This is a genomic window from Arthrobacter globiformis (assembly GCF_003261175.1).
GTDB lineage: Bacteria > Actinomycetota > Actinomycetes > Actinomycetales > Micrococcaceae > Arthrobacter > Arthrobacter globiformis_A.
In genome coordinates this window covers 32,848-51,886 of record NZ_QLNP01000013.1, presented here as the reverse complement: position 1 = coordinate 51,886, position 19,039 = coordinate 32,848, and the positions used below count along the sequence as shown (strand labels likewise).

Here is a 19,039-nt window from a genome sequence, read left to right as displayed (position 1 = left end):
GCTCACACATCGGAGTTTCTATGATCCGCAAGGCCGTTGCCGGCGACGCCGCTGCCCTGGCTGACTTGGCGGCGGCCACCTTCCTGCTCGCTTGCCCTCCGGGATCCTCGCCGGAGGACATCCGTCTCCACCTCAAGCGGACGCTGAGCGTGGACAACTTCGCCGAGTACCTCGCCGACAGCAAGATCGCCATCCTGGTGCTTGAGCAGGGCGCACGGCTTGACGGATACACCCTGCTTGTCGACCGTCAGTCAACGGACCCCGACGTGCTCCGCGCCCTGGGTGGACAGCGATCGGTCGAGCTGAGCAAGTGCTACGTGCATTCGGACCACCACGGACGGGGCGCAGCCTCCACGCTCATGCAGGCCTCTTTGGACTGGGCCGCGGAGCGGGAAGCGGCAAGCGTCTGGCTGGGGGTCAACAGCCAGAACGCCAGGGCCATCCGCTTCTACGAGAAATCAGGCTTCACCAAGGTGGGGACGAAGTCATTCACTTTGGGCGACTCGGTGGAGAGCGACTTCATCCTGGAGTGCCCCCTTCCGGGGAAGGGCTGACGACGGCGCTCCCGTGAGGCGCGCGCCTCCTCGGGAAGGAGGCGCGTAGCTGCTGCCGCAGAGTCAGCCGGCTGCTCCGGACCACCACGATCACTGCGAGCAATCCGGTCAGCAGGACGACGGCGCCGCCGGCGGCCACCGACCAGCGCGCGCCAAAGGTGCTGCCAAGCCAGCCCATGAGCGGGGCCCCCAAAGCAGTCCCTCCCTGCAGGGTTGCCAGATATAGGGCAAGCACTCTTCCCCGGAACTGCGGCTCCACTGACAGCTGGATGCTTGTATTGCAGCTGTTCAGGAAGGTAATCGAGGCGAGGCCCACCGGGACCAGAATGGCGGCGTACAGCCAGAACGACGGCGAGACGCTGCCGATCAGGGTAAAGAGGCCCAGCCCCAGTGCTCCGCCAAGCAGGAAACGCAGCCGCGGGCGGGACCTGCGGGCGGCCAGCAGTGCTCCGGCTAGTGTCCCGACAGCCATGATGGAGCCCAGGAGCCCGAACTCACCGGGCCCCATGCCGAATTCAGCCGTGGCCATCAGGGCGTTGGTGATGGGGAAATTCATGCCGAACGCCCCGAGGATGCCCACCAGGACGAGGATCAGCACCAGATCCGGACGGCGGCGGACATAGCCCAGTCCCTCGGCAACCTGGTGTTTGCTGCGGACGGTCGGTGCGGCAGGGATCAGTTCCGATACGCGGATCCGGGCCAGCGAGATCAGGACCGCGGCGAAGCTGGCGGCGTTGAGCAGGAAGACGGGGCCGGTGCCGACCCAGGCTATGAGCACGCCTGCGATCGCCGGTCCCGTGAGTCGGGCGGTGTTGAAGGAGGCGGAGTTGAGGGACACAGCATTGGCGATGTGGTCCTGTCCCACGAGTTCGGAGACGAAGGACTGGCGTGCCGGTCCGTCAATGGCGCTGGCCAGCCCAAGAAAGAGGGCGGCCGCGTACACCTGCCACAACTGCGCCACACCGGTCACCACCAGGAGCCCGACGACCAGCCCGCACAGCCCCATTGCCGACTGCGTCCACAGCAGGATCACGCGTTTGCGGTGCCGGTCCGCGAGCACTCCTGCGTAGGGGCCAAGCAGCAGCATGGGAAGGAACTGCAGGGCCGTGGTGATGCCGACGGCGGTGCCGGAATGGTCCGTGAGGACGGTCAGGACCAGCCAGTCCTGTGCGACCCTCTGCATCCAGGTGCCGATGTTGGAGATGAGGGCCCCACCGGCCCACAGCCGGTAGTTGCGGTTCTGCAGCGCCCGGAAGGTGGTGCTCATCGGCCGCTCATCTCCTGCATGATCTGCGCGGCGCGGCTGAGGGTCAGCCGGTCCTCGGGGCTCAGGCCGGCGACCCGCTGGGCCAGCCAGGCCGTCCGCTGTTCCCGCGCCTCTTCCAGGACGTCCACACCGGCAGGGGTGATGCCTACCTGAATCTGGCGGCCGTCCTCCGGGTGCGATGACCGGGATACGAACCCCTGCTCCGCGAGGGCGTTCACGATGCGGGTCATCGAAGGCGCCTGCACGTGCTCCCGTGCCGCCAGCTCCCGGGGTGTGCGCGGGCCGTCGCTGTGGAGCTGGGCCAGCACCGTGTACTGGCCAGGCGTGATGATGTCTCCGGTCGCTTCGACCCGGAGCCGGCGCGAGGTCCGCATCACGGCGGTCCGCAGGTCGATCGCCAGGATGTCCGGCCTGATGGATTGTGTCGTGTCTTGGTGTGCCGCTCCGGTCGCAGGCATCGAGGAAGTGCGCCTCCTGTTGGTCAGGGAAATAGTTAGCAACGCTAATTAGCTTCTCTAACCATCATCCTCCAAGCGTTCCCGCGAGGCAACCGGTACCTGGCCGAATGTGAGCTATTTCGCCTTCGGTGCCGCCGTGCTTGCACGGATCACGAGTTCGGTGGGCACCAGGGTGACGCCGGGTTCCGTCCTGTTGGTGCGGATCTGCTGCAGGACGTTGTCCACGCACCGGTTGCCGACGTCGGCAAAGTTCTGGTGGACCGTGGTCAGCGGGGGAGCATAGGAGGAGGCTTCGGGGACGTCGTCGAACCCGACCAGGCTGATGTCCTCGGGAACCGATTTTCCCTTTTCCCGGAAGGCCCGCAGCAGGCCTAGGGCCATGTGGTCGTTGGCCGCGAACACCGCCGTGCAGCCTGTTTCGTCGGCGAGCCGGAGCCCCGCTGCGTAGCCGGAGTCCGCTGACCAGTCGCCGCGGAGCACCGGCGGCACTGGTTTGCCGGCGGCCGTGAGGGTGCTGCGCCAGGCGGCGGCGCGGCGTTCGGCGGCGAAGGATTCCTCGGGGCCGGCGACGTGCCAGACCGTCTCGTGGCCAAGCTTCAGGAGGTGGCTGACGGCCTTCCGGGCGCCGTCGGCCTGGTCGGTGTCCACCACGCTGTACTGCTCGCCGGCGTCGGAATCGACGACGACGACCTTCACTCCCGGGGGCAGTGTAACCGTCGCTGCATCCAGCAGGTGGACCTCCATGATGGCGATCACCGCGTCGACGGCAAGTTCGCCCATGCGGGAGAACGCGCCCTGGATCCCGGCCTGGGTTGGGGCGGTCACCGGGATCAGCGTGATGGCGAAGTCCTGCCGGGCAGCGTTCAGTGCGATGGCCTCCAGGGTGCGCATGTTCCCGAGCGAAGATAGCGAGAACGTGATCACGCCGATGGTCCGGAAACTGCCCCGTTTAAGCGCACGGGCCGCGCTGTTCGGCCGGTATCCCAGCTCGTTCATCGCCGCAATGACCTGGCGCCGCGTGCTTTCGATGACGTCCGGGCTCCCGTTGGACACCCGGGAAACCGTTTGGGAGGAGACGCCGGCCAGCTTCGCGACGTCGGCCATGGACACCTGGGGTTTGCGCCGCAGCGCGGCGGCTGCGCCACCCTGTGTGGCGGGCAAATCGTGGACCGGGGGTTGACCGGGTTCGTGCTCCATGTCACCATCGTACCAATCATGTTTGCGCAAACACTAACAAAACCCCACATGGATGTTTACGCAAACAGAACACCTTCCGTCGCCCTCCAGGTGACGCAGCCCTACAGAGGACCCTTCATGACAATGACGTCCCCGCAAGTCGCGGCGCCGACCGGAGAGGCTACTCCGGCTGGCCGGACAACCCGCCGCACGAGCCGCCGCGCCAGCCGCCGTTCCTGGGCTGGCTGGTGGTTCATCGGCCCGTTCATGGCCGTGTTCGCCCTGGTTTTCCTCGCCCCGATCGTCTACTCGATCTACCTGAGCGTCTTCCGCAACCAGCTCATCGGCGGCACCGCGTTCGTGGGCCTGGACAACTACGCCCGGGCCCTGGGCGACGCGCAGTTCTGGTCCGCGCTGGGACGGGTTTCCCTGTTCCTGGCAGTCCAGGTTCCGGTCATGCTGTTCATCGCCCTCGTTGTAGCCCTCGCACTGGACAGCGGCCGGCTCTACGGAAGGTCGTTCTTCCGGATCTCGGTCTTCCTCCCCTATGCCGTGCCGGCCGTCGTCGCCACGTTGATGTGGGGCTTCATGTACGGCACCCGCTTCGGCCTGGTGGGAAACATCAACCAGGCCTTCGGCCTGAACCTGCCCAGCCCGCTCTCCTCGGAACTCGTGCTGGCCTCCATCGGAAACATCGTCACCTGGGAATTCATCGGCTACAACATGCTGATCTTTTACTCCGCACTGACCGTCATCCCCAAGTCGCTCTATGAGGCGGCCGAGATCGACGGCGCCGGCCAGCTGAGGGTCATCACCGCCATCAAGCTGCCGGCCATCCGCGGCGCCATCGTGGTGGCCAGCATCTTCTCCGTGATCGGCAGCTTCCAGCTCTTCAACGAGCCCAGCATCCTCAAAAGCCTCTCACCCAACACCATCTCGACCTACTTCACACCCAACCTGTACGCGTTCTCCCTGTCGTTCTCCGGGCAGCAGTACAACTACTCCGCCACGGTGGCGATCATCATGGGGCTGATCACCATGGCCATTGCCTATGCCGTCCAGGTCCGCGGCATGCGAAAGGAGCGCTGACCATGAGCGTTCAGACAGCCGCCCGTCACGGCAGCGCCGGCGCATCATCCCCGGCAAGATTCCGCACCACGCTGCGGCCCCCACGGACAAGACGGCGTTCGCGACGCAGCGTGGCTCTGACTCTCCTGATGGGCCTTGTCCTGCTCTATAGCCTGGCCCCGCTGTTCTGGCTGCTGGTCAACGCCACCAAAACCCAGGACGGACTCCTCAACTCCTTCGGCCTGTGGTTCGACGCCGATTTTGCCCTCGGGGACAACATCGCCCGGACTGCAACGTACGACGGCGGGATCTTCCTTCGCTGGTTCGCCAACACGGTCCTGTACGTCGTCCTCGGCGCCGGCGGTGCCACGTTCCTGGCCGTCCTCGGCGGCTACGCGCTGGCGAAGTTCGACTTTCCCGGCCGGAAGGCGGTGTTCGCCGTCGTCATCGGTGCGGTGGCCATTCCCGGCACGGCCCTCGCCGTCCCCACGTTCCTTATGTTCAGCCAGATGGGACTCACCAACACCCCGTGGGCCGTGATCATCCCCTCGCTCATCTCGCCCTTCGGCCTGTACCTCATGTGGACCTTCGCCTCCGAGGCCATCCCCACCGAGATCATGGAATCCGCCCGGATCGACGGCGCCAGCGAGGCACGCACGTTCTTCCAGGTCTGCCTGCCGCTGCTGACCCCGGGCATCGTCACCGTGTTGCTGTTCACCATGGTGGCCACCTGGAACAACTACTTCCTGCCGCTGATCATGCTGAAGAACCCCGACTGGTATCCCCTCACCCTGGGCCTGAATGCCTGGAACGCGCAGGCCGCCACCGCCGGCGGGGAAGCCATCTTCAACCTCGTCATCACCGGCTCCCTCCTCACCATCCTGCCGCTGATCGCAGCGTTCCTGCTGCTCCAGCGCTACTGGCAGTCCGGCCTTTCCGCCGGAAGCGTCAAAGAATAACGCTCCGTCCACCCTCATCAACAACGCAGTTAGAAGGAAGACCATGATCAAGACCCTGACCCGCCGCGGCCTGCTGCAGAGCTCCGCCGTCGCCGCCGCGCTCGCCCTGGGGTTCACCGCCTGCGGAGGCGGCGGCAACGCCGCGCCGCAGCAAACGGTCAGCAGCGACGCCGTCGAGCAAGCCCTCCAGAAGGGCGGCAAGCTGACGGTGTGGGCCTGGGACCAGTCGCTGAAGAAGGTCGCCGAAGGCTTCGAGGCCAAGTACCCCAACGTGGACGTCAACCTCGTCAACGCCGGCACCGGCAATGACCAGTACACCGCCCTGCAGAACGCCATCTCCGCAGGCTCCGGCGTGCCCGATGTCGCGCAGATCGAGTACTACGCACTTCCGCAGTTTGCCCTCAGCAAATCACTGGCCGACCTTGGCCAGTTCGGCGCCGCAGACCTTGACGGCACCTTCACGGCCGGTCCGTGGTCCTCCGTCCGGGCACAGGGCGGCGTCTACGGTCTTCCCATGGACTCGGGCCCCATGGCCCTGTTCTACAACAAGGAGCTGTTCGACAAGCACGGCATCGCAGTCCCCACCACGTGGGATGAATTCCTCGAGGCCGGACGCGCGCTGAAGAAGGCTGACCCCAAGGCCTACATCGCCAACGACACCGGGGACGCCGGGTTCACCACCAGCATGATCTGGCAGGCCGGCGGCAAGCCCTACCAGGTGGACGGCACCAACGTCGGCGTGAACTTCTCCGACGAAGGTTCCACCAAGTTCGCCGAGACCTGGCAGAAGCTCATCGACGAGGACCTGCTGGCCCCCATCAGCTCCTGGAGCGACGAGTGGTACAAGGGCCTGGGCAACGGAACCATCGCCACCCTGTCCACCGGCGCCTGGATGCCGGGGAACCTCGTCTCCGGCGTCGCCGACGGGGCCGGCAAATGGCGGGTCGCGCCTCTGCCGCAGTGGGAAAAGGGTGCCACCAGCAGCTCTGAAAACGGCGGCAGCTCCCTGGCCATCCCCGCCGCCAGCAGCCAGGCCGCGCTGGCCTACGGCTTCCTGAAGTACTCCAACGTGGAGGAAGGCGTCCAAACCCGGATCGACGGCGGGGCGTTCCCCGCCACTTCGAAGGACCTCGCGTCCGAGAAGTTCCAGAACACCCAGTTCAAGTACTTCGGCGGCCAGAAGGCCAACCAGATCTTCGCCGAATCAGCGAAGAATGTTCCTGCCGGCTGGTCCTACCTGCCCTTCCAGGTCTACGCCAACAGCATCTTCAACGACACCGCCGGCCAGGCCTACGTGTCCGGCACCAAGCTCAAGGACGGCCTGACCGACTGGCAGAAAGCCTCGGTCAAGTACGGCACCGATCAGGGCTTCACCGTCAAGGAATAACAGCCCTCACGTAAACCGCCCCGCCTCGGCGGACGCGCCAGCCCGGCGCGTCCGCCGCCATCCCAGCACACAGCCACCAAGCCCACGGCCATTCCGGCACACAGCCATCCAGCTTCGCGGCCGCAAAGCCGTGCCCAAAATAGGAGATCCATGTCCCTCGCCACCAACCCCCGCTGGCTGCGCTGGCCGTCCCCGGACATTAAGCGGCTGGCCTTCGGAGCCGACTACAACCCCGAGCAGTGGCCCCGCGAGGTCTGGGCCGAGGACGTCCGCCTCATGCAGGAGGCCGGAGTCAACATCGTGTCCCTCGCCATCTTCTCTTGGGCCCGGCTCCAGCCCACGCGGGATACCTGGGACTTTTCCTGGCTCGACGACATCATCGACCTGCTCCATGCCAACGGCATCGCCGTGGACCTCGCGACGGCCACCGCCTCCCCGCCGCCATGGCTCGCCGCCGAACACCCGGAAATCCTGCCTGTCACCCACAACGGCGAAACCCTCTGGCCGGGCGGCCGGCAGCACTGGCGGCCGACATCCCCGGTCTTCCGCGAGCACGCGTTAACTCTTGTGCGCACCATGGCGGAGCGGTACAAGGACCACCCCGCCGTCTGTGCCTGGCATGTTTCCAATGAACTCGGCTGCCACAACATCTATGACTATTCCGACGACGCCGCGGCCGCCTTCCGCGTCTGGCTGCAGAACCGCTATGGCACCCTCGAGGAGCTGAACACCGCCTGGGGGACCGACTTCTGGTCCCAGCGCTACGCGGACTGGAACCACATCTTCCCCCCGCGGCAGGCCGCGTCCTACCCGAACCCCACGCAGCAGCTGGACTTCAAGCGCTTCTCCTCAGACTCGCTGCAGGAATACTTCCGCGCCGAACGCGACATCCTCAACAGCATCACCCCGGGCATCCCCGTCACCACCAATTTCATGGTGATGGGCGAGACGAAGGGCATGGACTACGCGGCCTGGGCCGCCGACGTCGACTTCGTCTCGAATGACCACTACGTGATCCCGGGCCCGCAGGACCACGACGAGCTGTCCTTCTCCGCGAACCTGACCGGCAACATCGCCGGCGGCAGCCCGTGGTTCCTCATGGAGCACTCCACCAGCGCCGTCAACTGGCAGTCCGTGAACACGCCCAAGAAGCCCGGGGCCCTGGCCCGGGACTCGCTCACCCACGTGGCCCACGGGGCAGATGCGGTCTGCTTCTTCCAGTGGCGGCAGTCGCGCGCCGGGGCGGAAAAGTACCACTCCGCGATGGTGTCGCACGCAGGCAGTGACAGCAGGCTCTTCCGCGACGTCACCACACTGGGACGGACCCTTGGCGAACTCTCGGCGATCACGGGCAGCGGGCGCGAACCGGCACGGGCTGCGATCCTGTTCGACTGGGACTCCTGGTGGGCCAGCGAGCTGGACTCCCACCCGACCGACCGGCTCCGCTACCGGCAGGAGGCCCTCGACTGGTACTCCGCGTTCCTGGCCAGCGGCATCCGCGCCGATGTCCTCCCGGCGGCAGCCTCCTTTGAGGGATACCAGCTGGTCATCGCGCCGGTCCTGCACGTGGTGCCGGCGGAGCTGCGTTCGCGGCTGACCGCTTTCGTCGAAGCAGGCGGCCACCTGGTGACCACCTACTTCTCGGGCATCGTGGACCAGAACGACCACGTGTGGCTGGGCGGATACCCCGGCGCCCTCAGCGAATTGCTGGGGATCCGGGTGGAAGAGTTCGGGCCGCTGGCTCCCGGAGAAGTGGCCACGCTCGACGACGGGTCGACCGGCACGCTGTGGGCGGACTCGGTGGCCACCACCTCGGGGGACACGAAGGTCCTGCGGCGGTTCACCTCCGGTGGCCACACCGGCGAACCGGCCGTGACCCGGCGCAGCGTGGGCAACGGGTCCGCCGGCTACGTAGCGACGCGCCTCGGACCCGACGGCCTGGTCCCGGTCCTGCGGGAATTCGCGCACCTGGCCGGCATCGAGTCTGAACTGCCCGCGGAACTCCGTGGCGCCGTCGAACTCGCCGTCCGCACGGGGGAGGACGAGCGCTTCCTTTTCCTGATCAACCGCACGGACCAGGCCGTCGACATCTCGGCAGTGCCCGGAACCGCCCTCACAGGCGAACGCACCACCGAAGGCACCGCCAAGCTTGCCGCCCGCGGCGTGGCAGTCCTGCAAACCACCAAATAAAACAGCAATCCCCAGAGATCAGCACTTCATCGCACCGAAGGGAATTCAATGACGAAGAGATCCAGACGGCCCTGGGCCGTGACCGCCGCCGGCGTCACCGCGGCGGTCTTCTCCGCAGGGCTCGTGGCCGGACCCGCGCTCGCCGCGCCGGCACCGGTCAAGGCAGCCGATGAAACAGTGCCGGCGGGCGCCGTGACGGTAAGGCCGGACCCGTCCTACCAGGGCGAGGCCTTCGAAGGGTGGGGCACCAGTCTGGTCTGGTTCGCCAACGCCACCGGTGACTATCCGGACGAAGTCCGCAACAAGCTCGCGGACATGGTCTTCGGCGACGACGGGCTGAACCTCAACATCGCGCGGTACAACGTCGGCGGCGGCAACGCCCCCGACGTGAAGGACTACCTCCGTGCCGGCGGCGCCGTCGAGGGCTGGTGGAAGGCGCCCGCCGGCACCACGCGGGAGGACAAGGACTGGTGGGATCCGGCGAACCCGGAGCACTGGAACCTCGACGCCGACCAGACGCAGCGCTGGTGGGTGGACCGGATCAAGAACGACATCACGCACTGGGAAGCCTTCAGCAACTCCCCGCCGTGGTTCCAGACGGTCAGCGGCTACGTTTCGGGTGGCTTCAACTCCTCGCAGGACCAGCTGCGGACCGAAAGCGTTGATGATTTCTCCTCGTATCTGGTCGGCGTCGTCAAGCGGCTTGAAAAGGCCCACGGCATCAAGATCGACACGATCGATCCCATGAACGAACCGAACACGCCGTACTGGGGGACCAGCCTCAACGCGTCCGGCCAGCCCGTCGGCGGCCGGCAGGAAGGCGCCCACATGGGCCCCGAACTGCAGCAGAAGGTGGTCCAGTCGCTGGCCAAGGCCCTGGCCAGCGCGGAGACCGGCGCTGTCATCAGCGCCATGGACGAGACCAACCCCTCGACCTTTGCCAACAACTGGAACAGCTATTCCGCCGAAGCCAAGGAGAACGTCGCGCAGCTCAACGTCCACACCTACGGGACCGGGCAGCGGACGTCCGTCCGGGACATCGCCAAGGGGGAGGACAAGCCGCTCTGGATGAGCGAGACCGGCGGCTCGTGGATGGACGGTCAGAATTTCACGAGCATGCAGCCGGGCCTTGGCCTGGCCCAGCACATGGTCAACGACCTCCGCGAGCTGGAGCCCGAGGCCTGGGTGTTCTGGCAGCCCGTTGAGGACTACAACAACATGAAGCCGGGCGGCGAAAGCGCCATCGGCTCCAACTGGGGCGAGATCCAGCTGCCGTTCGACTGTGCCGCCGGGGACACCCTCGAAAGCTGCCCGATCTACACGAACACCAAGTACAACACCGCGCGGAACTTCACCCACTTCATCAAGCCCGGGGACCGCCTGGTCAAGGTGGATGACCTGAACAGCGCGGCCGCGGTCTCGGACTCCGGAGCCACCGTGGTGCACGTGAACGACAGCAAGCAGCAGCGCCCCGTGGCCCTGGACCTTTCCCGATTTGGTGCAATCCAGGGCAACGCCACCGTGACGCCGGTGACCAGCGACGCGTCCGGCGCGCTCGTGGAGGGTGAGCCTGTCGCCGTCGGAAAGGACCGCACGGCTGTCCTCACGGTACCGGCCGAGTCCGTCACGACGTTCCTGGTCAACGGTGTGCACGGCGTGGCCAAGGACGCCGCCCTCGTGCAGGCGGATCACGTCTACAGCCTCAAGGGTGTGGAAAGCGGCAAGTCCCTTACCCAGGGAACCGGCAGCACCGCCGTCATCCGTTCCGGCGCCGGCGCGGACCAGCAGTGGAACATCCGCCGCCTCAGCGGCGAAAACAGCAGCCGCGCCCGTTACGCCATTGAAACGGCCGACGGCGGGCGGCAGCTCGCCGTCGTCGACGGAACGCCCCAGCTGGTGCCGGCGGAGGCAACGCCGGCCGAACCCTCGCAGTGGACCATGTCCACCACCGGTGACGGCACCTACACGTTCGTCAACGCGGCAAACGACCGGCTCCTCGAGGTGGGCGGTCATGCCACCGCGGACGGGTCGCCGGTGACGCTGTGGACCGCCAACTCGGGTGAGAACCAGCGCTGGCACGTCATCGATGAAACTGTCCAGGGATTCCAGAGCGTCACAGCCTTCACGGTGCCCGGGACCACGCCGCAGCTGCCCGCCACGGTGGTCCCCGTCTACCGCGACGGCGCCCGGGGCACACTGCCGGTGACCTGGACGATGCCGCCGGAGAGCCGGTGGAGCAAGCCCGGAACCGTTGAGGTGCACGGAACGGCGACGGACGTCCTGGGGGCCGCCCGTCCGGTGACAGCCAGGGTAACCGTCGACACGCTCGTCTCGACGCTCCCGGCGAGGGCCAAGACCTACGTTGGCGGAACGCCCGCGCTGCCCGCCACCGTGACAGCGGTGACTGCCGGCGGCAGCAAGGTGGAGCGGCCAGTGGTCTGGGACGCGGCTCCCGCGTTCACTGAGACCGGCGTGGCCAGTGTGGCAGGCACGGCCGACGCCGCCGACGGCCGGACGTTGCCGGCTACCGTTCGGGTGCAGGTCACGGCGGGAACGGCGGACAACGTGGCCGACGACGGTGGTGCCACGTTCAGCGCCTCCTTCACCGAGCCGGGCTACGGCACGGCCGGACTGGGCAACGGCAACCTGACGGACAAGGCCTGGTCCAACTGGAAATCGGGCACCAAGAACACCACGGATACCCTATCCGTCTCCCTGCCCCAGCAGAAGACAGTGAGCGGCGTGAAGGTTCACTTCTACCGCGACGGATCAACTGACAGCTATGCCCAAAGCCTGCAGGTTCAGACCAAGGCGGCCGACGGCACGTGGAAGAACGCCGGTGCTTCGGTGCAGGTTCCCGGCGGCAGCCCCGCCCCGGTGGTCACGGTTCCGGTGGCCAACGTCGACACCAAGGACGTGCGCGTGGTGCTCGCTGCCCGCACGAACACCCACATGACGGTCAGCGAGGTCCAGGTTCTGGCCACGGCTCCGGGCCAGTCCTCCGACGCCGTTGCAGCCGGGATTTCCGTCAACGGCCAGCCGCTGGCAGGCTTCGACCCGGACGTCACCGCCTACCGGGCTGACGCTCAGGGAGGGCGGCAGGAGGTCACGGCCACCGCAGCTGACCCCTACGCGACGGTCACCGTGCAACCGGCTGACAAGCAGACGGGAAAAGCCGTGGTCACCGTCAAGAGCGAAGACGGAAGCCAGAACCGGACCTACGATGTGGTGTTCGGCCGGTAGTAGCCTGGCGTTCCTATAAGTCAGGTATATGCAGGCACCGGGTGCGTCCCAATCGGCGCACCCGGTGCCTTCTGCTGTTACCCGGCGCAGCCGTAAAGCTGGCCTGTGCCGTCGACCCGGCTTATGCCGTCAGGGCAGCCCCGAAGCCGCTGGGGTCCGCCAGGAACCGGGCGAATCCAAGTTCCGCCGCGCCGATCATCATCAGGTTGGAACCGAGTGCCGCGGGGTGCACCTTGGCCTGGGCGGCCGGCCCGTCCATGGCCTGGGACAGCAGCAGGTCATCAAGGGCGGACGGCGCGAGAGCGTACAGGACCCCCAGGAAGCCGTCGAGGATGATCACCTCCGGGTTGAAGGTGTTGACGGCGTTCCGCAGTGCGATGGCCAGGAAGCTCAACTGCCGGGAGATCTCCCCGGCGACAGCAGGGCTGCTTGAAGCGCGGAGGGCCTGCTCCAGCTGGGGCGTGTCGCCGCCGCTGAGGCCCAGAAGTTCGAAGAGTCGTCCCTGGGACACCTCGGTTTCCAGGCAGCCCGTGGCGCCGCAGTGACACTGCTCGCCGGAGGTGCGGACGAAGGTATGGCCCAATTCCCCGGCGTAGCCGGACGCCCCGCGGAGCAGCATGCCGTTGGAAATGATCCCGCCGCCGACGCCGCTCGCCCCGCCGTTGAGGTATATGAGGTTATCCCGCCCGGCGCCGGCCCCGAAGATCAGTTCCGCCTCCGCCGCGAGCGAAGCGTCATTGGCGGCCTGGCAGGCGTAGCCGGTGGCCTCGCTCAGCATCCGGGCCACAGGCTCGTCCCGCCAGCCCAGATGCGGCGCGTGGCGCACAGTCCCGTCGTCGGGATTAACCAGGCCGGGCACCGCCACGCCGATGCCGGTGATCCGGTAGGAGTGCTCCAGCTCCGTGCGCATCCCCTCAATCACGGCAGCGGCGATGTTGACCGCCTCCCGTGCGCTGGGAATCCGTTCGGTGGCGAACCGGATCTTCTTCTGGACGATGCCGCCGAGGTTGACCAGGCCAATGGTGACCGCGTCGATCTCCGGGTACACGGCGAGCGCCGCAATGGAGGGGCTCGGACGCACCTCGGGGCTCGGCCGGCCCACCTGGGCTTCGCCCGTGGGCGCGGTTTCGTAGACCAGTCCGAGCGCAACCAGCTGTCCGATCAGGGTTCCGACTGTTGACCTATTCAGCCCGGTCCTTTTCGTCAGCTGCGCGCGGCTGAGGACACGGTGATGGTGGACCAGGGACGTGATCAGGGCCAGGTTATTCCGCCGGGACGGGTCCAGCTCGCTGGGCGGCGCGGTCGGGGCAGCCCGTTGGCGAGGGGAAGACATCATCGGAACAATATCAGCTGCCGAAAACCTTGGTGTTGAGGAAGTCGTTGCGGAACTTCCCCTCTGGATCGAGGCGGTCCGCGAGGGCCTTGAAGTCCGCGAAGCGGGGGTAGCGCGGCGCGAGTCGGGAGGCATCGCCGTCGAACAGCTTGCCCCAGTGCGGGCGGGCGCCGAACGGCGCCAGCTGGGCCTCGATCACCGGGAGCACGGCCTCGACGGCGGGCTGGTCCTGCCGCCAGGTGAGGTGCAGGCCAATGCTGTCGGTGCCGTAGTTCGGGCTCAGCCAGAGACTGTCGGCTGCCATGGTGCGGATTTCCGAGACCAGCAGCAGCGGAGTCACCAGGTGGGACAGCCGGCGCATGGTCTGGATGGCGTCCACGGCGTGCTCGCGGGGGACCAGGTACTCGGTCTGCAGCTCGTCGCCCTTGCTGGGAGTGAATTCCATCCGGAAGTGGGCCAGCCTGTCCGACCACGGACCGGGCACGCCCAGTTGCTGCGTGCAGGTGGTTCCCGGCACTCCGGCGATGGGATGCCTCGGTTCTTTGGCAGGGTTGCCGCCGAAGAAGCCGGCGCGTTCCGCTATGGCTTCGGCCGGTGCTGGTCCTCCCTCCATCCGGGATTTCAGCCAGGCCTGGCTGATACGGTCCCCGCTCCAGTCGGTGAACAGGCTGACGCTGTACGCGGAGGAGGTGACGTCGTCGAAATTCGCCAGGACCTGGTCCCAGTCAAGGGCATTGAACACCGTCTGCGAGACCCCAAATGTCGGTTCGATGTCGAGAGTCAGGCTGCTTACGATGCCCAGGGCGCCGAGGTTCACCACCATGCCGTCAAAGTCGGGCTCCCCGCGGCGCGCCGTGAGGATCACGCCGTCGGCGGTCACCAGTTCAAGGCCGGCGACGGCGGTGGCCAGGTTGCCGTTGCGGTCGCCGGAGCCATGGGTTGCGGTGGCCACGGCCCCGGCTACTGAAATGTGGGGGAGCGAAGCCAGGTTGTGCAGGGCATAGCCCTGCCGCTGGAGCTCGGCCGCCAGGGTTCCGTAGCGGGTGCCGCCGCTCACGGTCACTGTCATCTCGGCGGGGTCCACCTCGAAGACAGGCGCCAGGTGCTCCAGCGAGACCAGGACGCCGGTGGTGTCGGCGATGCGGTTGAAGGAATGCCGCGAACCGAGCGCACGAAGTTTCCGGGCTCCGGCCACCAGGTCCTGGAGTTCCGCCACCGTCGCCGGTTCCCGCACCTGTGCGGCGGCGTATCTGAGGTTGCCGGCCCAGTTGTGCCCCGCGGTGTGCAGCTCAGTTCCTGCTTCGCTGACCATTGCCTGCCCTTCGTTTGGTGTTTCAAAGAACATAACACCCGGCATCGGCCTGGTGGTAGGTGTTTCCGCGTATCAGGACTGCGTATTTAGTTCACGAAAAACGGTTGACAGGTCGAAAAAAAGCAATATGTTTGTTTGTGGAACATATTAGGGATCTACGCTTTCCTTCTTTAGGGGCAGGTCCCTCCAAACGAAACGGGAGCACTCAATGGCGATTCAGCCCACGCGTGATGACAAGTTTTCCTTCGGCCTGTGGACCGTTGGCTGGGAGGCGCAGGACCAGTTCGGCTCCGCGACCCGCCCGCCGCTGGACACGGTGGAGGCCATCAACCGGCTCAGCGATCTTGGTGCCTACGGCATCACCTTCCACGACAACGACCTGTTCCCGTTCGGCTGCTCCGCGGCGGACCGGCAGCGGGAGATCGACCGCCTGACCGGTGCGCTGAAGTCCACCGGCATGGTGGTGCCCATGGTGACCACCAACCTGTTCAGCCACCCGGTCTTCAAGGACGGCGGCTTCACCAGCAACGACCGCGGTGTGCGCCGCTTCGCCCTCCGCAAGGTCTTGGAGAACATCGACCTCGCCGCCGAACTGGGCGCCGAGACCTTCGTGATGTGGGGCGGGCGCGAAGGCAGCGAGTACGACGCCGCGAAGGACATCCGCGGCGCCCTCGAGCGCTACCGCGAGGCCGTGAACCTGCTGGGCGACTACGTGACGGACAAGGGTTACAACATCCGCTTCGCGATCGAGCCCAAGCCCAACGAACCGCGCGGCGACATCCTGCTGCCTACCCTTGGCCACGCCCTGGCGTTCATCGAGACCCTCGAGCGGCCGGAGCTTGTGGGTATCAACCCAGAAACCGGCCACGAGCAGATGGCCGGGCTGAACTTCACCCACGGCATCGCGCAGGCGCTGTACCAGGGCAAGCTCTTCCACATCGACCTCAACGGGCAGCGCAGCATCAAGTTCGACCAGGACCTGGTGTTCGGCCACGGCGACCTGCAGAACGCCTTCTCCCTGGTTGACCTGCTGGAAAACGGCGGCCCGCAGGGCGGGCCGGCCTACAACGGCCCGCGCCACTTCGACTACAAGCCCAGCCGGACTGAGGACATCAACGGCGTCTGGGATTCCGCTGCCGCGAACATGCAGACCTACCTGCTGCTTAAGGAGCGCGCCAAGGCCTTCCGCTCCGACCCCGAGGTGCAGGCAGCCCTGGAGGCGTCGCGGGTTTCCGAGATCAACGTCCCCACCCTGAACCCGGGCGAAGGCTACGAGCAGCTGCTCGCGGACCGCTCGTCCTACGAGGATTTCGACGCCGACGCCTACTTCGGCGGCAAGGGCTTCGGTTTCGTGAAGCTCCAGCAGCTCTTCATCGAGCACCTGCTCGGCGCCCGGTAGTACTGTGGTGGCTGCTCCTACGTCAACGGCTGTTCCCATGTCATTGGTTGCCGGCGTCGATTCCTCGACCCAAAGCTGCAAGGTGGTGGTGCTGGACGCGGACACCGGCGCCCTGGTCCGGGAGGGCCGGGCCGGCCATCCGGACGGCACCGAGGTCCACCCGGACCACTGGTGGCGGGCGCTGTCCGAAGCGCTCGACGACGCCGGCGGGCTTTCCGGGGTCAGCGCGCTTTCCGTGGGTGGCCAGCAGCACGGCATGGTGCTGCTGGACGGGGACGGCAACGTGCTGCGGCCGGCGCTGCTCTGGAACGACACCCGGTCGGCAGGGTCGGCCGCAGCCCTCGCGGAAGAAGTGGGCGCCGAGGACTACGCCAAGCGGACAGGCCTGGTACCGGTGGCTTCGTTCACGGTCACCAAGGTCCGCTGGGTCCGAGACCATGAGCCGGCCATCGCCAGCCGGGTGGCCGCCGTCGCCCTGCCGCACGACTGGCTGACTTGGCGTTTGCGCGGCTACGGCCCGGCTGGCGCCAGCCCGCTGGGCCCCGACCTGGGGCAGCTCACCACCGATCGATCCGACGCCAGCGGCACCGGCTACTGGAACCCGGCTACGGGTGCGTATGACCTGGAGCTGTTCAGGCTGGCCTTGGGGCGGGATGCTGTTGAAGCCGGGCAGGATGCATTTGGTGCGTCGGAGGCAGCCGGGGATGCCGTGATCCTGCCCCGAGTCCTGGCGCCGGGCGCTTCGCCCGGCGCCGTCCACGCTGACATTGCGGGGCGGCCGATTTTGCTGGGTGCCGGTGCGGGGGACAATGCCGCAGCGGCCCTGGGCCTGGGCGCCCGGGCGGGTGACGTCGTCGTATCCGTGGGCACCAGCGGGACGGTGTTCGCCGTCTCCGATGAGCCCATCAGTGACCCCAGCGGGACGGTGGCGGGCTTTGCCGACGCGAGCGGCCTGTTCCTGCCGATTGCCGTGACCCTCAACGCAGCGCGGGTGCTGACATCTATCGCCGGGTTGCTGGGTGTGGACTTCGACGACCTGTCCCGGCTGGCCCTGGAGGCTGAACCGGGGGCCGGTGGAGTGGTGCTGGTCCCGTACTTCGAGGGGGAACGGACACCCAACCTGCCGCACTCCACGGCCAGCTTCTCCGGGCTGACCATCGCGTCGACCACGCGCAGCAACCTTGCGCGGGCGGCCGTCGAAGGGATGCTGTGCGGGCTGGCCGGTGGTCTGGACGCCCTTCGCGCTTTGGGTCATCCTGCCGAGCGCCTCCTGCTGATCGGCGGCGCAGTTCAGAACCCCGCCGTCCAGCGGATCGCCGCCCAAGTTTTCGACCTGCCCGTGCTGGTTCCCAGCCCCGGCGAGTACGTGGCCCGGGGAGCGGCCGTGCAGGCCGCCTGGGCGCTGACGGGGGAGCGGCCGACATGGAGTCTGGCGCTGGATGGACGTCCGGAGCCGGACTACCGGCCTGCGATTGCGGAGCAGTACAAAGTGGAGCAGCACAAGGTGGAGCAGCACAAGGTGGAGATGGCCGCAGGCTGAGCTTATCCCCCGCCCAACTGGGTAGCAGCTCAGGGCGTTCTCAGGCCCGAGAACGCCCTGAGGTGCTACCCAGTTTCCGCTCGCCCGTGATTAAAAAAGTTTTCTGAATTCCGCCTGAATCTGGTCCCGGATTGGCCTTTAATGTCGTACCCCCTCCTCAGACTGTATCTATGGATGGAATTGGGAAATCGGAGCTGGCTTTGGCAGCGGTGCCGCGCGGCAGCGTCCTGCAGGCTGCTGCTTTTCCGGACGCCGATTTCCACTTCGATGCGTTCGCCGACAATGGGTTTGCCGCCGACGGGTTGCCGTATGACGACGATCTCGACGCCGTGTATCCGGCACCCCTCCCGGAGGATCCCTTCCCCGAGGTCCTGTTTGCGGACCGTTCTTGCGACGACCTCTTTGACGACGGCGTTCCCTCGAGCGCTGCTGCGGGGTGCTTTCTCCCGGCAGCTGACCTCACGGCTGACAGTGCCGGGCTGATCGATCAAGTCCGTGCATATGAGAACGTCAAGTGCTGGGCTGCCGGGCAACAGGCGCGGGTCTCGGTGACCTTCGAGGCCCGGCTCCGCCAGGAAGAAACGGAGCGTGGGAACTACTCGGACCGGACGCTGTCAGCGGAGGACCTGGGCAAGGACCGCGGCAAAGACCGGGACCTGGGTGCGGCTGAGCAGATCGCGCTGGCCCGCGGCGAATCCCCGCACCGCGGCGGCCGCCTGCTCGGGATGTCTAAAGCCCTGGTCGTCGAAATGCCGCACACCCTTGGCGCGCTGGACACCGGCCAACTCAACGAAGAGCGCGCCATGTATTTCGTGAAAGAGACGGCCTGCCTGACCGTGGAAGACCGGACCGCGGTCGATGAGGAACTCGCGGCCGACACCGGAACCTTCACCGGCGCGGGAACCCGGGCCGTGGTGGCAGCCGTCAGGGCGGCTGCGATTCGGCGGGACCCCCGCTCCGTCACCCAACGTGCACGCCACGCCGCGTCGGAACGTTCCGTGAGCCTGCGCCCGGCCCCGGACTGCATGACCTATTTCACCGCGCTTCTTCCTGCCCACCAGGGAGTCGCCGTGTACACGGCCCTGACCCGGAACGCCGAAACCCTCAAAGCCGCCGGAGACCCGCGCACGCTGAACCAGATCAAGGCCGACAC

At 66.9% G+C, this 19,039-nt stretch carries 14 protein-coding genes; 8 read left to right on the top strand and 6 right to left on the bottom strand.

From position 1 onward, the window contains the following. Window positions 1-20 precede the first annotated feature (20 nt). On the top strand, window positions 21-554 hold the full coding sequence (locus DBZ45_RS01535) for a GNAT family N-acetyltransferase (RefSeq protein ID WP_111902221.1): 534 nt from the start codon (window positions 21-23) through the stop codon (window positions 552-554). Here the strand turns inward: DBZ45_RS01535 and DBZ45_RS01530 are convergent. From DBZ45_RS01530 to DBZ45_RS01520, 3 genes are all read right to left on the bottom strand, one after another. Next, window positions 520-1,821 carry an MFS transporter gene (locus DBZ45_RS01530; protein ID WP_111902220.1) on the bottom strand — a complete coding sequence of 434 codons (1,302 nt, stop codon included), beginning with the start codon at window positions 1,819-1,821 and terminating at the stop codon, window positions 520-522. The two genes, DBZ45_RS01535 and DBZ45_RS01530, sit on opposite strands and share 35 nt — an antisense overlap. Then, window positions 1,818-2,279: a MarR family winged helix-turn-helix transcriptional regulator gene (locus DBZ45_RS01525; RefSeq protein ID WP_111902219.1), complete on the bottom strand. Its 462-nt coding sequence runs from the start codon at window positions 2,277-2,279 to the stop codon at window positions 1,818-1,820. The genes DBZ45_RS01530 and DBZ45_RS01525 overlap by 4 nt, the downstream gene beginning before the upstream one ends. A gap of 114 nt (window positions 2,280-2,393) precedes the next feature. Further along, on the bottom strand, window positions 2,394-3,476 hold the full coding sequence (locus tag DBZ45_RS01520; RefSeq protein ID WP_317616939.1) for a LacI family DNA-binding transcriptional regulator: 1,083 nt from the start codon (window positions 3,474-3,476) through the stop codon (window positions 2,394-2,396). A gap of 117 nt (window positions 3,477-3,593) precedes the next feature. Between DBZ45_RS01520 and DBZ45_RS01515 the strand changes: the two genes are divergently transcribed. The 5 genes from DBZ45_RS01515 (at window position 3,594) to DBZ45_RS01495 (ending at window position 12,302) form a co-directional block, all read left to right on the top strand. Then, entirely contained in the window at window positions 3,594-4,544 is a 951-nt protein-coding gene (locus DBZ45_RS01515) for a carbohydrate ABC transporter permease (protein WP_223256866.1), read from the top strand. Window positions 4,545-4,546: 2 nt separating this feature from the next. Further along, window positions 4,547-5,482, top strand: a complete 936-nt coding sequence (locus DBZ45_RS01510; protein ID WP_111902217.1) for a carbohydrate ABC transporter permease — start codon at window positions 4,547-4,549, stop codon at window positions 5,480-5,482. Window positions 5,483-5,525: 43 nt separating this feature from the next. Then, window positions 5,526-6,869, top strand: a complete 1,344-nt coding sequence (locus tag DBZ45_RS01505) for an ABC transporter substrate-binding protein (RefSeq protein WP_111902216.1) — start codon at window positions 5,526-5,528, stop codon at window positions 6,867-6,869. A 150-nt stretch (window positions 6,870-7,019) separates the two neighbouring features. Then, window positions 7,020-9,059: a beta-galactosidase gene (locus DBZ45_RS01500; protein WP_111902215.1), complete on the top strand. Its 2,040-nt coding sequence runs from the start codon at window positions 7,020-7,022 to the stop codon at window positions 9,057-9,059. Window positions 9,060-9,107: 48 nt separating this feature from the next. Next, entirely contained in the window at window positions 9,108-12,302 is a 3,195-nt protein-coding gene (locus DBZ45_RS01495; RefSeq protein ID WP_190242958.1) for an Ig-like domain-containing protein, read from the top strand. Window positions 12,303-12,423: 121 nt separating this feature from the next. Here the strand turns inward: DBZ45_RS01495 and DBZ45_RS01490 are convergent, their stop codons facing one another. Together DBZ45_RS01490 and DBZ45_RS01485 are read right to left on the bottom strand one after the other, a co-directional pair. Then, window positions 12,424-13,638 carry an ROK family transcriptional regulator gene (locus DBZ45_RS01490; RefSeq protein WP_111902214.1) on the bottom strand — a complete coding sequence of 405 codons (1,215 nt, stop codon included), beginning with the start codon at window positions 13,636-13,638 and terminating at the stop codon, window positions 12,424-12,426. A gap of 10 nt (window positions 13,639-13,648) precedes the next feature. Next, the gene (locus DBZ45_RS01485) at window positions 13,649-14,947 is read right to left on the bottom strand and encodes an FAD-binding protein (RefSeq protein ID WP_111902213.1); all 1,299 of its coding nucleotides are present in this window, start codon (window positions 14,945-14,947) and stop codon (window positions 13,649-13,651) included. 208 nt (window positions 14,948-15,155) lie between these two features. On the opposite strand from DBZ45_RS01485, the gene xylA reads away from it, so the two are divergent. Further along, on the top strand, window positions 15,156-16,346 hold the full coding sequence (gene xylA / locus DBZ45_RS01480; RefSeq protein WP_111902212.1) for a xylose isomerase: 1,191 nt from the start codon (window positions 15,156-15,158) through the stop codon (window positions 16,344-16,346). A gap of 37 nt (window positions 16,347-16,383) precedes the next feature. Beyond that, window positions 16,384-17,886: a xylulokinase gene (locus tag DBZ45_RS01475; RefSeq protein WP_111902211.1), complete on the top strand. Its 1,503-nt coding sequence runs from the start codon at window positions 16,384-16,386 to the stop codon at window positions 17,884-17,886. Window positions 17,887-18,500: 614 nt separating this feature from the next. Here DBZ45_RS01475 and DBZ45_RS23730 read toward each other — a convergent pair. Continuing rightward, on the bottom strand, window positions 18,501-18,854 hold the full coding sequence (locus tag DBZ45_RS23730) for a hypothetical protein (protein ID WP_440130487.1): 354 nt from the start codon (window positions 18,852-18,854) through the stop codon (window positions 18,501-18,503). Window positions 18,855-19,039: the final 185 nt, after the last annotated feature.

Bases quoted from the DNA above. Each gene is read 5' to 3' on its own strand.
- DBZ45_RS01530 (WP_111902220.1), bottom strand. From the start codon at position 1,821: ATGAGCACCACCTTCCGGGCGCTGCAGAACCGCAACTACCGGCTGTGG.
- xylA (WP_111902212.1), top strand. From the start codon at position 15,156: ATGGCGATTCAGCCCACGCGTGATGACAAGTTTTCCTTCGGCCTGTGG.
- DBZ45_RS01515 (WP_223256866.1), top strand. From the start codon at position 3,594: ATGACAATGACGTCCCCGCAAGTCGCGGCGCCGACCGGAGAGGCTACT.
- DBZ45_RS01535 (WP_111902221.1), top strand. From the start codon at position 21: ATGATCCGCAAGGCCGTTGCCGGCGACGCCGCTGCCCTGGCTGACTTG.
- DBZ45_RS01500 (WP_111902215.1), top strand. From the start codon at position 7,020: ATGTCCCTCGCCACCAACCCCCGCTGGCTGCGCTGGCCGTCCCCGGAC.
- DBZ45_RS01505 (WP_111902216.1), top strand. From the start codon at position 5,526: ATGATCAAGACCCTGACCCGCCGCGGCCTGCTGCAGAGCTCCGCCGTC.
- DBZ45_RS01495 (WP_190242958.1), top strand. From the start codon at position 9,108: ATGACGAAGAGATCCAGACGGCCCTGGGCCGTGACCGCCGCCGGCGTC.
- DBZ45_RS01525 (WP_111902219.1), bottom strand. From the start codon at position 2,279: ATGCCTGCGACCGGAGCGGCACACCAAGACACGACACAATCCATCAGG.
- DBZ45_RS01520 (WP_317616939.1), bottom strand. From the start codon at position 3,476: ATGGAGCACGAACCCGGTCAACCCCCGGTCCACGATTTGCCCGCCACA.
- DBZ45_RS01490 (WP_111902214.1), bottom strand. From the start codon at position 13,638: ATGATGTCTTCCCCTCGCCAACGGGCTGCCCCGACCGCGCCGCCCAGC.
- DBZ45_RS01475 (WP_111902211.1), top strand. From the start codon at position 16,384: ATGTCATTGGTTGCCGGCGTCGATTCCTCGACCCAAAGCTGCAAGGTG.
- DBZ45_RS01510 (WP_111902217.1), top strand. From the start codon at position 4,547: ATGAGCGTTCAGACAGCCGCCCGTCACGGCAGCGCCGGCGCATCATCC.
- DBZ45_RS01485 (WP_111902213.1), bottom strand. From the start codon at position 14,947: ATGGTCAGCGAAGCAGGAACTGAGCTGCACACCGCGGGGCACAACTGG.